The following is a 12,095-nucleotide window of genomic DNA, read 5'->3' as shown; positions in this document are numbered from 1 at the left end:
GGTGTCACCCCCGTCGAGCCGGAACGACACGTGTTCTCGGGATTTCCCGTCCGATACCACTGGTGTGGAAACGGTTCTGATTGATCGAGTCATTTCAATTGACGAAGTGCGCGGCTTGCTGCACGACTCACCTCTCTGTCGGGATCGATACGGAGATCACGGAGGGACGATTTCGCCTGGCTAATCTCGAGCCGTCCGATCGCGTCACAGGCGGCGACGCGGACGTCCGCGTCCGGGTCGTCGAGACGAGCGGTTATCGCGTCAGCTGCGGGTCCGGTTGGAATGGCGTTTTCACTGACGCCGTCCGCGAGTTCCTCGACGGCAGCCTTCCGAGTCGACGGCTGGTCGTCGTTGAGCTTCGCCTCGAGACCATCGAGCGCATCCGGAGTGCCACCGTGAGAGCCCGGCTCGGTGTCCACGCTGTCCTCTCGTTCGGCGGCGTCTGCTGCTACCGCCCGGACGTCCTCGTCGGCCACTGGCGAATCGGTCGTCGAGGTAGCTCCGTCATCATCCGCGGACGCGACGGTTTGCTGCGTATTGGCTGTCACCGACGATGAGGGAGCAGTCGGCTCCGGTTCGGTATCGGCAGCGGCTGACGGGCCACCACCGGTACTCTCAGAATTCGACGACTGGTCGAGTGGCGATGTCGTGGCATCGGTCCTCGACTCGGCAGTCGAGTCTGCGACGGCGACGCCCTGCTTCGGGTCGAGTTCCGCTTGTTCCTCGGTTCGGGGCGTTTCTGAATCGGTCGTCAACCCGGCGCCGTAGACCCGCGAGAGTGCGGGCCGTCCGGTGTAACCGAGATAGCACAGTCCCCCAAACAGGATCACTGTCACGAGCCCTGCCGGGAAGGCGAACAGCGAGACAACGGTATTGAACCCGCAAACGAGCATTCCCAGGTACCACGACGGCGTTGCTAGCCGGGATAACCCGATACCGGCGATCAAGGGGACGAGCGCCACGATGACAAGTACTAACAGGAATACAGCCAGTTGGGGAAAGCCCAATCCGGCTGGCCTACTGAACGCCGCGAACACGCTAAGTGTTCCCAACCCGAGTTGGAGTGCACCGATAGCGATCAGCCCCTTCCGGAACCAGCGGATATTCCGTTCGCTTCTGCTCCTTCCCTCCGAGGCTGTCCCGGCATCGTCTGCCGATACGCCGGTCGGTTTCTCTCCGCTCTCTCCTGCTGGCGATGAGTCCGTCTCGGCGCGGAGGCCGTCCTCGAGCCGATCCGTCGAGGAGAACTGTTTCCCGGCAGCCCTCCAAACCAGCTTGAACGGAAACAGGACGACTTTGAATACGAGCCCGAACAGGAATCGAACGATTTTCAGGGTGAAGTACATTTCTCCCTCCCTTCGACGTGTGTAATACCGATTGCGTCTCGTTGCAATCGCGGCCCCATCACCGGTTTCGGGCAGGGCTCGTTCCCGGTACCATCTCGATAGTTCGTTCGCTTTATCACGGTTATTCGTGATACCCCCAGGTAATGTCAGCAATTGCCAAATTATAAGTTTTTGTCTGGTTTTAGACGGCGTATTCGGTTTATCTAACCCTATCAGGTAGGTAAGTTTCTTGATGGGTAGAACGAAACACGATTCGGAGCGAAGCGATCGACCGAACGAACTGTATTCGCGGCCCCCTGCAAAGGGCGGACACGACGGTTCGACGCTGAAATCCTCGAATGATCGGTCGATATTCGAAAGCTCATTTATAAGCCGGGCGTCTAACGTCGATAGATGACTACCGAACCGTCGGACTCCGCCTGGTTCCGCGACGTCGATCCCGGTGACAGAGATGCAGCCCGCGACGCCATCGACCAGGGAAACGCGAACCGACCGGCAGACTGGCCCGCGCAAGCGGTTGATGCTGGCTTCGCGGACGACAAAGACGACTACTACGACCGACTGCACGAGGCGACGATGGCCGCGACTCGAGCGGAGGTGCGCGAGCGCGAGCGGGCGGACGATCAGCAGCTGGTTCACGCGATCAGGGCGATGGACGACTGCAGTCGGACGGCGAACGAACTCGCCGAGCGCCTGGCGGAGTGGGCCGGCACCGTCGATCCCGACGCCGGGACCGGCGTCGAGTACGCGCGAACGCTGGCTCGCGGCGAGAGCGAGGACGGACTCGAGGAGCCCGCGATCCGCTCGCTCGCCGAACGGGTGGCCGGCCTCGCGGACGAGGCCGACGAGCTCCGGGAGTTCGTCGAGCGTCAGACGCCGGCCGTCGCGCCGAACCTCTCGGCGCTGGCGGAGCCGGTCCTCGCGGCGCGGCTGATCTCCCTCGCCGGGGGGCTCGAGGCGCTCGCGAAGAAGCCAAGCGGGACCGTGCAGGTGCTCGGCGCGGAGGACGCGCTGTTCGCCCACCTGCGCGGACACGCGCCGTCGCCCAAGCACGGGATCATCTACACGCACGACGCGGTACGGGGGACCCACCCCGAGAATCGGGGCTCGGCGGCGCGTGCGGTGGCCGGGAAACTCTCGATCGCGGCCCGCGTCGATCACTACTCGGGCGAGTTGAAGCCCGAACTCGAGGCCGAACTGGCCGAACGAATCGAGACGATTCAGGCCCGGACGACGGACGAAGACGCCGGGACCGACGGAGGTGCGGACGATGAGTGAGGGGCTTCCGGCGGGAGTCCAGCGCCGCGAATTCGACGGGACCGAGCGACTTGCAACTCGAGGGGAGCCGGTCTACGGCGAGCCCACCGACGGCGAGTGGCGGGCGTGGAACCCTCACCGGTCGAAGTTGGGTGCCATGCTCGAGCTGGGGATGGACACCGCCCTCTCGGGGGGCGAAACGGTCCTCTATCTGGGTGCGGCGAGCGGGACGACCGTGAGCCACGTCGCGGATTTCGCCGGGCCGACCTACGCGGTGGAGTTCGCCCCGCGGCCGGTCCGGGACCTGCTCGAGGCCGCGGACTCGCGCGAGCGGCTCTTTCCGCTCCTGAAGGACGCCCGGAAGCCAGAGACTTACGCCCACGTCGTCGAGTCGGACGTGGACGTGATCGTGCAGGACGTGGCGACGCGGGGGCAGGCGCGGGTCGCGCTCGAGAACCGGCAGTTCCTGGCCGACGACGGGCGGTTGTTGTTGGCGGTGAAGGCGCGGAGTGAAGACGTGATTCGAGAGCCTGCGGCCGTGTTCGAGGACGTTCGCGAGGATCTGTCGGAGGGGTACGAGGTTCTAGAGGCGCGGGGGCTCGAGGAGTATCACGCGGATCATCTGGGGATTGTTGCGCGGCCGCGGTGAGTTTGGTAGAATAACTAGCATATTGGTCTCCGTGACTGCGCCAAAAACAGGAAATAGACTCATCCAAAGAATGTGCGGATTTACAGTCACTGATGCAGTCTTCCAGTTGAAATAATTATCCTAAGGTCAAACTGTCGAACTAACGCGTGCTTCTGCATCAGAGTGAGAGAAAAGAGAGCCACAACGCATATTTATCCTACATGTTTCAACGACACTAATGTCCTCAGAATTGATTTCTGATGTTGCGCCAAACTTAGATCGATATAGTATCATTTTTGCCATTTTAGTATTCGTTCTCGCAATTTCAGGAACTCTTCTGCTGAATGGGTCGGCTGCGATCGCGTTAGTTAGTGCTGTTACTGCGTCTGTAGCAATCTATCAGCTACGTCGACCAGACAAGACTACACGACCGTCTGTGAGACAATCGTTTACTACTAATGGATCAGGTTCTACAGATTTTGGTCTGCAGAATTATGGACCTGGACCTGCGCTTTACCTTCAGCTTGAAGTAACGATCGCCAGTACTGGGAGATCAATTCTTACTATTGGGCCGCGTGATCCACCCATACATTTGTCTGAAGAGGAATTTATTGGGTTTCTTTCTAATGAGAGAATAGATAATGACGAATTTGTTAACCTGATCAGTGATATCGAAAATACCGAAGTAAAGTCAGATGAGATGATAGATCTCTACTATAGTTACGTATCCTCAACAGGAATGCGAGAACCAGAAGCACTAAATGTTAAAGAAATCAGAGATGATGAAGATATACTCCAACTGCTTAAGGATGAAAGTCAAAATCCACGAAGAATGGAAATATCGAAAATACGGTCATATTGTACCAACGCAGAACAAGATCACCCGTCCGCCGACTTAATGACGACAAAATAGGTATTTTTATTCATAAGAATTGATGGTTGAATATTATCTGAAACGAGATCTATTTTGGCTAACCCACTTCGACACAGAACGTTAGACCGACGTGGACCCACTAGTAGTCTAAGACATTTATTTATAATATGAACCAAGACATGATTCGTGTGTATATGAATCCGAATTGACGATGACTTCCTGATGAACACCAGAATGTAGTTTGTTTAGTTGGAAATTGTAGTTCATGTTCGAGTCCGTATTTTGCTTACATCCAATTCCCCGTCCAAGTACGAAGCTCCGTCCTCAGTGATCGCATACACGCCATTTCCGAGGTTTTTCACAAGACCATGCGGACCGAGGTAGTCTCGACATCTTCTGCCGATATATTCTGCACCGAATTTGATTCTCTCGTCGTTCTCCATCTTAGAGGGGGGGTGAGGACCTTCTTCGCTGAGAAATTCCAAGATCCGGTCGTCAGCTCTGACCATCCAGTCCGCATCCAGTCTCATTAACCCAAATACCGTTCAAAATGGCCTATATCCCTCGATTAGTCACCTTTTGTTTAATATGACCTACTGTGATAGTAGTTTGAACAAACTATTAGTAGTTGAAGGTCACTAAATATTTGATAGGGGCTGCGTGCAGATTCGACTCTCACAGTCTGAAATCAGCGGCCCGGTGCTGCAGACACCGGACCGCAAGCAGCCTCCGAAACTCACCCCGGAAGCCATGTCCGACAACGATTCGCGGGGCCTTCAAAACCCCGCTCGAGCAGACGAATCACCCCCAACCACCGACTGGCCCCGGTCTGACGGCAGAGATCCGAGCGAAACGAACCGATCCGCGTCAGACCTCCGTGCTGACGGGAGCACCACCTGGATCGGCCTCACCGCCTTCCAGCGCGACTGTCTCGAGGCAGTCGCGCGCTGCGAGCACACCAGCGACACCACGGACGAACGGGCGATCACGTATGCCCTCGAGTACGCCTATCCCTACATCGACTACGCCCAGCTCCAATCGAATCTGGCCACGCTCGTCGCACACGAGCTGGTCACCAGCCGGCGGGTCGACGAAGGGACGAGCGAGTACACCCCCACTGATGCGGGGCGCGCGCTGCTGGCACGACGTGCCACCCAGCTCGCGGCCGCCTGCGGCGTCGTGATCGAGGACCGCTCCGCCGCGGACCTCGAGGCGCTCGAGGACGCAGCCGCCCCACCGAAATGCGAACGGGACGGATGATGAGGGCTCGACCCGAGGATCCGATACGCTGCCCCGACTGCGGCGCAACGATTTCCGAACGCGACCCGCTGATCGGCTGGTGGCTCTGTGACGACTGCGGGCTCGCGGTCGCCGACGACGGGACGCGGGTCACCTGAGGCGATCGCTCGAGACGTACGAACTGGCGCAAAAAACGGACGGCGGTCGCTACGGCTCCGACTAGTCCATCGTATCGTCGTCCATCGTCTCGTTGTCCATCATATCGTCGTCCATCGTCTCGTTATCTGTCGTCTCGTTCATCTCCTCCTCGAACGTGATCAGCGCGTCGTCGGTCACCGGCTCGCCGTCAGTGACGTAGGGATCGTCGGCCTCGGGGAAGTCGTACGTCTCGTTGCCGTTCGTGTCCTGATGGGCCATCGCGATCAGGACGTGGGCCACCTCACCGGACTCGTTGAACTCGAGGCTCTCCTGGAAGGACTCGTTGAGCTCGACGGTCACGTTCTCGTGCTCGCCGGGGTCGAGGTAGGTGGAGTTACCCAGGACTTCGCCCGCCTCGTACTCCTCGGACATGTTCGTCGCGGTCTCGTTCTCAGAGGCGTTGTCTGTGAGCGCGGCCGCGTGGATGGCGATGAAGCCACCCTCGGGCAGCGTCGTGTTGTTGACCATGACCGCGGTCCCGTTCGAGGTCTGGTTCTCGAACGTTACGTTGGCTGTTTCGTTGGCCGTTTCGTTCTCGGTCTCGTTCTCCTGTGTCGCGACGCCGGCGTCGGTCGCGGCGAACGCGAAGCTCGCCCCTGAGAGGAGAACGAGCGTCGCGACGACTGCGACACCGATGGATCTTGCGCGGTACATTGCGTCACGTAGAACTGCCGTAGCTCGGCAAAAATCAGAAGATTCGTTCGACCGTTTCGGGGCCAGAAACCCTCTCATTCGGTAGCGGGCGCGAGCGAGGTAATCGAGTTATTCCGATTGTTAGTGTCGAAATCATATTCGTAATATCATTTTCTGTGGTGAAATCGTCTACAGAGACGTCCGAACTCGCAGTAGCGGTGCGGGAGATCCGTCGAGCCTCGACCGACTGCTCTTTCGTTCGATCACACCCGCAGCCCGTCGATCGGTCCCGTCGTGGTCGATACGGGGTGTCGTCGGAACGCCTCGAAATCACTGTGCGACGCGACCGAACCCCGTCCGAACTGGTCTCGAGGCCCGACGACTGGGGGTTCCCGGCCGACGACGGAGTAGCTGGCGCCGCTCGCTACTTCGGGGCCCGGAAGGCTCATAAGAGTCGGCCCCTCACCCCGACATCACTATGGACCGATATGCGGATCGACAGTGCCCGGAATGCAACGGAAAGCAGATCGCGCGGGCCGACGGATCGATCTGGTGTCCGAACTGCGCCCTGTTTAGCCCCGAGAAATCGAGCCCGTGAGCAGATCGATCGGGCGATTACACGGAAATCGGTCAGTCGCCGTAGTACCGACTCCGGCAGATCGCCACCCACGGGAGGAGACGCTGTCGGCGACCGCTCGAGCGCGCTAGTCCGGTCGCGATGACGGACGACAATCGTATCGGATAAAAAATATAAGGTACTTCGTCGTACAGAGCCATGGTATGTCAGAACATCCCACGATAGGAGACACGCTCGAGCAGACGGTCGATCGCCACCCCGAGCGCGACGCGATCGTCTATCCGCGGAAGGACCAGCGATGGACCTACGCCGAGTTCGACAAACGAGTCAATCGGCTGGCGAACGCCTTTCTCGAGGTCGGAATCGAAAAGGGAGATCGGGTCGCGACGGTGTTGTACAACGGGTCGGAGATGGCGCTTACCGTCTACGCGTGCGCCAAAATCGGGGCCGTCTTCACGCCGCTAAACTTCCGGCTGCCGGCGGGCGAGATCGAGTACATCGTCGACGATGCGGCGGCCGAGATGGTACTCTTCGAGTCCGCGACGCGGGAGGCGGTCGAGGGCGCGCGACCGAACCTCGAGACCGTCGACGACTACGTCTTCATCGACGACGACCGCGAGGGCATCCCCGAATACGCGAGCGGGTTCTACGACCTGCTCGAGTCGGGGTCCGTTGCCCGACCCGACGTCCGCGTCGCGGAAGACGACGTCTACGCCTTCATCTACACGTCGGGGACGACGGGGCGTCCGAAGGGGGTCGTCCACGAGCACCGGAACATGGTCGAACACAACCTCCTGTGTATCGCTGAGGGGAAAATGACCCGCGACGACGTCGGGCTGTCGATGATGCCGCTGTATCACTGCGCCGAACTCCACTGCAACCTCTTCCCGCGGGTTCACCGCGGCGCGACCAGTGTCATCCACCACGAGTTCGAACCCCAGGCTGCCCTCGAGGCGATCGAGGATCACGACGTCACGCTGGTCTTCGCGGCACCGACCGCGTGGAACGCGCTGTCGATGACCGCCGCCGAACTGGACGTCGACACGTCCTCGCTCCGGCTGGGACTGTACGGCGCGGCCCCGATGCCGGAACAGGTGCTCGAGAACTGCATGAATCACCTCTGCGAGGACTACCTGCAGGCCTACGGGATGACCGAGATCGGCCCCGCCGGCGTCTTTCAACCACCGGAGGACCAGCTCTCCAAACAGGGGACGGCCGGCCTGCCCGCGCTCAATCACGAACTGCGCATCGTCGAGCCCGACGCCCCTCCGGATCGGAAAGTCGACCGGGGCGAGATCGGCGAAATTCTGATCGCCAGCCCGTGTACGATGCGCGAGTACTGGAACCGGCCCGAGGCGACCGAGCGGTCGCTGCGCGAGGCCGACGGCACGACGTGGTACTACACCGGCGACCTGGGATACCGCGACGACGACGGCTACCTCACCGTCGTCGACCGGAAGGACGACATGATCGTCTCCGGCGGCGAGAACATCTATCCCGCCGAGGTCGAGGACGTGCTGTTCGCACACGACGGGGTCGACGAAGCGGCCGTCGTCGGCGAGCCCGACGACGAGTGGGGGGAGCTCGTCACCGCCTACGTCGTCGCCGACGAGGGCGTCGACGCGGCCGCGCTCGACTCGTTCCTCCTCGAGAGCGACCGGCTCGCCGATTTCAAGCGACCGCGGGCGTACTACTTCGTCGACGACCTCCCCAAGAATCCCAGCGGCAAGATCCAGAAGTTCAAACTCCGCGAGGACGAGGCGGGGCTCGAGCCCGAGGCCGAAACCGTCACGTCCTGAGTATCACTGCCGGGATACCGGCCCGACGCTCCGACTCCAAACCGTATTTACTATCGGGGCCGAAAGCTGGGCACGATGGAACGCGGGTCCCGAGAATCGTTTACGCGCATGGGTACGTTGGGGATCGAGGAGGAGTGCTTCGTCGTCGACGAGGACGGCCGCCCCACCAGCGGGACCGACGAACTCGTCTACGAACACGATCCGCCGGAGATCCTCGAGGGACGGCTGGACCACGAGCTGTTCAAGTTCGTGATCGAAACCCAGACGCCGCTGATCGAGGAGCCCGGCGACGCCCGCGACTCGCTGCTGGCGATCCGCCGGGCATTAGTCGACCACGCCGAAAACCACGGCTTCCGAATCGCCGCCGCCGGCCTCCACCCGCTCGCGAAGTGGCAAGAACTCGAGCACGCGGAGAAACCCCGCTATCGCTCGCAACTCGACCGCATTCAGTATCCACAACATCGGAACACGACGGCGGGCGTCCACGTTCACGTCGGCGTCGACGACGCGGACAAGGCGGTCTGGATCGCCAACGAACTGCGCTGGTACGTGCCGATCATGCTCGCGCTGTCGGCGAACTCGCCGTACTGGAACGGATTCGACACGGGCCTCCAGTCCGCCCGCGCGAAAATTTTCGAGGCGCTGCCCAACACCGGGATGCCCACCCACTTCGAAGATTTCGAGGCGTTCGACCGGTTCGAACGCCGGATGCTCGAGACCGAGTCGATCAACGACCGGGGCGAACTCTGGTACGACGTGCGTCCCCACACGGCCCACGGTACGGTCGAACTCCGAACGCCGGACGGACAGGCCGATCCCGAAATCGTGCTGGCGTTCGTCGAGTACGCCCACGCGCTCGTCGAGGCGCTGGCCGAGGCCTACGAGGACGGCACGAGCGGGCACCGTCACCGCCGGGAACTGCTCGACGAGAACAAGTGGCGGGCCATCCGCTACGGACAGGACGCCTCCTTCATCGACCGCGAGCTCGAAGGAACCGTCGACCTGGGCGAACTCGTCGACCGCGAGTGCGAGCGGCTGGGAATCGACGGCATCAAGCGCGTCTACGAGCGCGAGAGCGGCGCGGATCGACAGCGCCGGTTGCTCGAGGAGGAAGGGGCGGACGCGCTGTGCGAATCGCTGTTCCTGCGAGACGAGGTGTAGTCCCGCCAGTCGATCGGTCCCGGGCGATAGGTGGAGGCGGAGCGCGTTTCGGTTCCGGTTCCCGGAAAACCACCGCTTCCCGCCCGGATACGTCGACGCGCGGGCTCTCCGATGGATAGTTCGATCGGAACCGTTACTCGAAACGGCGGCGTTGAGCCACCCGCTTCGGTCCGCCACCGCGATACCCTCGGCCCCCGCAAAGGTTTAACTCCGCGCGAAGCCTCATCCTGTACGAGCAGACACATGAGTTCCGACGACACTGACGAGCACCCGGTCGACGGTGCGAACGACGGAGACGAATCGCTCGAGCGGTCAACCGACGTCGTCGACCACGAGGGGGAGGAATTCGGCCGAAACCCCACGGTCGAGGAACTCGATCAGCGAATCGTCGACTTGCTGTCGTGGATCCTGGACACGGAAACGCGCGCGAAGATCTACGTGTTCCTGTTGGCTAACCCCGGAAGCACCTCCGAGGAGGTCGCGAAGGGGACCGGGCTCTATCCCAGTACCGTCCGCGAAGCGCTGGCGGAGCTCCACGACGAAGAGCGCGTCACGCGAGAGAAACGCGCCAACGAGGGGGCCGGGAACAACCCCTACGAGTACACGGCGATCCAGCCGAGCGACCTCGTCGGCGGCGTCGTCGATCAGGTCCAGCGGGAGCTGAATACCATCTTCACCCTCGATCGAGTCCTCGACCGGGAGGAGGAACGCGAGCCCAGCATTGACCCCGGAGACGATGTCGAACCGGTGACGATCACCGTCGACGACACGGCGCCGATGCCGCCCGACGAATCGGAACTTGACGACGATTCCGACGCCGGGGCCGGCACCGACGTCGTCGAGTTCGAAGACGACGACATCGACGACGGCGAAGACGACTAGGCCGTCGTTCGAATCGTCACTCCGCCTCGAGATCGAGGATCTCGGGTCGCTCGAGTTCGAGCTCCCGATCGACCGCCTCGACGGTCGTCGTCGGCCAGCGGTCCGTCGCCGTCAGAATCTCGAGTTCGTCGTCGGTGACGAGGACCGTATCCTCGCTTTTCGCGCCCTGAACCGTCGGGTTCCACGCGTAGGCCATCGGCGTTTCGACGGTCGCATCGTGATCTGGGGTGGCGATCCACTCCCGACCGGCGAAGCCGGCGGCCCCGCCCTGATGGTGGTGCTCCCACTCGCCTTCGTAGCCGACGGCGTCGTAGGCGTTCTGAATGGCAGCGAAGACGTCGCCTGCGGTGCCGTCGCTCCCGTCCCCACGCCGTTCGTTCGTCGCCTCCGCCTGGGTCGCTGCTAGCGCCGTCGCCTCGACGCGAGCGGCGGCCTCGTGGCGCTCAGCGAGCCACGACGGCGGATCGAAAGCGACGGTTCGAGTACAGCTCGCGTGAAGCCCGGCCCGCTGGGCGGTCACGGAGACGAGCGCGTAGTCGCCGAGTTCGGCCTCGGTCGGCGTGTAGTGGCGGTACTGCTGTGCGCGTTCCGACCCGCCGACGAGCACGACGGGGGCTTCGATGTCCCGCGCCGAGAGGGCGATCCGCAGGGCGGACGCCACTTCGTGTTCCGTATCCCCCGATTGGAGCTCCCGGCAGACAGCCTCGACGGCCGATGCCGTCTGCTCGCCGAGTTCGCGATACCGCTCTCGGTCCCGCTCGGTCAACGGTTGGCGAAGCGCGGTCGGATCGACGCGTTCGAAGCCGGGGACGTCGACGTCCGCTACGGCCTGGTCCTCGTTCGCGACGGCGTCCTCGATCGCATCCGTCAGGGACGACGCGTACCAGGGAAACTGCTCGACGGAAACCTCGTCGGACTCGAGGTCCGGGAGCTCTTCGGCCACGATGCGATCGGCTTCGATGTTGTTCGTCACGAGGGTGACGCCGTCGCCGTCGTACCCGACTGCAGCGACGCCGGTATCGCCCTCGCGGTCGATCACGCTGTTCCCGCCGGTGAGCCACGCAAACGAGTTCGGCCGAGCGAACCAGACCGAGTCGAGATCGTGGGACTCGAGGAAGGCCTCGAGTCGCTCGCGTTTGTCCATGTCAGGTGCTGGCGAGGGCGACTCTTGAATGCGGCGAACACTGAGCCATCGAACTCTCATCCGGACCCCCGCACCCGTCGGCACGCGGCTCGAGGTTCCGGGTCGGACGCCGATACGCGACTTCCGATCGCGGTGATTCGAGGCGGGTCGGTAAAACCGGACAGTTGCAGGAAATTACCGATCACCGACACGATACGAGTTGATTCTCGATTCGGCTCTCACCTTCTGTTCCATCGAAACAACTCGTTCGGATCCGCGATCAGGGTCGGTTTGGCCGATCATGAAGCCCTTAATTGAAGTGTATCTTTTAGTTATTACCATGATAAAATTCAAGTAACGGGGAATGGAATCCACGAC

General features: G+C 61.6%; 12 protein-coding genes. 8 read left to right on the top strand and 4 right to left on the bottom strand.

Annotation, left to right across the window (positions count from 1 at the left end; all coding sequences use genetic code 11):
* Positions 1-89 precede the first annotated feature (89 nt).
* Entirely contained in the window at positions 90-1,346 is a 1,257-nt protein-coding gene (locus LDB05_RS04390; RefSeq protein WP_226006712.1) for a HEAT repeat domain-containing protein, read from the bottom strand.
* A 393-nt stretch (positions 1,347-1,739) separates the two neighbouring features.
* Between LDB05_RS04390 and LDB05_RS04385 the strand changes: the two genes are divergently transcribed.
* The 3 genes from LDB05_RS04385 (at position 1,740) to LDB05_RS04375 (ending at position 4,144) form a co-directional block, all read left to right on the top strand.
* Complete coding sequence (locus LDB05_RS04385; protein ID WP_226006711.1) at positions 1,740-2,624, top strand: NOP5/NOP56 family protein; 885 nt, start codon at positions 1,740-1,742, stop codon at positions 2,622-2,624.
* The gene (locus LDB05_RS04380) at positions 2,617-3,252 is read left to right on the top strand and encodes a fibrillarin-like rRNA/tRNA 2'-O-methyltransferase (RefSeq protein WP_226006710.1); all 636 of its coding nucleotides are present in this window, start codon (positions 2,617-2,619) and stop codon (positions 3,250-3,252) included. Before LDB05_RS04385 ends, LDB05_RS04380 begins: the two co-directional genes overlap by 8 nt.
* Before the next feature lie 217 nt (positions 3,253-3,469).
* On the top strand, positions 3,470-4,144 hold the full coding sequence (locus LDB05_RS04375) for a hypothetical protein (protein ID WP_226006709.1): 675 nt from the start codon (positions 3,470-3,472) through the stop codon (positions 4,142-4,144).
* 224 nt (positions 4,145-4,368) lie between these two features.
* Here LDB05_RS04375 and LDB05_RS04370 read toward each other — a convergent pair whose 3' ends face one another.
* The gene (locus LDB05_RS04370; RefSeq protein ID WP_226006708.1) at positions 4,369-4,635 is read right to left on the bottom strand and encodes a MarR family transcriptional regulator; all 267 of its coding nucleotides are present in this window, start codon (positions 4,633-4,635) and stop codon (positions 4,369-4,371) included.
* A 220-nt stretch (positions 4,636-4,855) separates the two neighbouring features.
* On the opposite strand from LDB05_RS04370, the gene LDB05_RS04365 reads away from it, so the two are divergent.
* Together LDB05_RS04365 and LDB05_RS04360 are read left to right on the top strand one after the other, a co-directional pair.
* A complete protein-coding gene (locus tag LDB05_RS04365) occupies positions 4,856-5,365 on the top strand; it encodes a PadR family transcriptional regulator (protein ID WP_226006707.1) in 510 nt (169 codons plus the stop codon).
* The gene (locus LDB05_RS04360; protein WP_226006706.1) at positions 5,365-5,502 is read left to right on the top strand and encodes a hypothetical protein; all 138 of its coding nucleotides are present in this window, start codon (positions 5,365-5,367) and stop codon (positions 5,500-5,502) included. The genes LDB05_RS04365 and LDB05_RS04360 overlap by 1 nt, the downstream gene beginning before the upstream one ends.
* 61 nt (positions 5,503-5,563) lie before the next feature.
* Here LDB05_RS04360 and LDB05_RS04355 read toward each other — a convergent pair whose 3' ends face one another.
* Positions 5,564-6,196 (bottom strand): DUF7282 domain-containing protein, encoded by a 633-nt coding sequence (locus LDB05_RS04355; RefSeq protein WP_226006705.1) that lies wholly within the window; start codon positions 6,194-6,196, stop codon positions 5,564-5,566.
* A gap of 759 nt (positions 6,197-6,955) precedes the next feature.
* On the opposite strand from LDB05_RS04355, the gene LDB05_RS04350 reads away from it, so the two are divergent.
* The 3 genes from LDB05_RS04350 (at position 6,956) to LDB05_RS04340 (ending at position 10,594) form a co-directional block, all read left to right on the top strand.
* Positions 6,956-8,551 (top strand): fatty acid--CoA ligase, encoded by a 1,596-nt coding sequence (locus LDB05_RS04350; protein ID WP_226006704.1) that lies wholly within the window; start codon positions 6,956-6,958, stop codon positions 8,549-8,551.
* Between the two features lie 75 nt (positions 8,552-8,626).
* Positions 8,627-9,712: a glutamate--cysteine ligase gene (locus tag LDB05_RS04345; RefSeq protein ID WP_226006703.1), complete on the top strand. Its 1,086-nt coding sequence runs from the start codon at positions 8,627-8,629 to the stop codon at positions 9,710-9,712.
* Positions 9,713-9,955: 243 nt separating this feature from the next.
* Positions 9,956-10,594, top strand: a complete 639-nt coding sequence (locus tag LDB05_RS04340) for a helix-turn-helix domain-containing protein (RefSeq protein WP_226006702.1) — start codon at positions 9,956-9,958, stop codon at positions 10,592-10,594.
* A gap of 16 nt (positions 10,595-10,610) precedes the next feature.
* Here the strand turns inward: LDB05_RS04340 and LDB05_RS04335 are convergent, their stop codons facing one another.
* Positions 10,611-11,738 carry a M24 family metallopeptidase gene (locus LDB05_RS04335; RefSeq protein ID WP_226006701.1) on the bottom strand — a complete coding sequence of 376 codons (1,128 nt, stop codon included), beginning with the start codon at positions 11,736-11,738 and terminating at the stop codon, positions 10,611-10,613.
* Positions 11,739-12,095 lie beyond the last annotated feature (357 nt).

The sequence above is a fragment of the Natrinema salinisoli genome, assembly GCF_020405205.1.
Classification (GTDB): domain Archaea; phylum Halobacteriota; class Halobacteria; order Halobacteriales; family Natrialbaceae; genus Natrinema; species Natrinema salinisoli.
The sequence above is the reverse complement of the archived record's forward strand: the minus strand, read 5'-3'. Positions and strand labels throughout refer to the sequence as shown.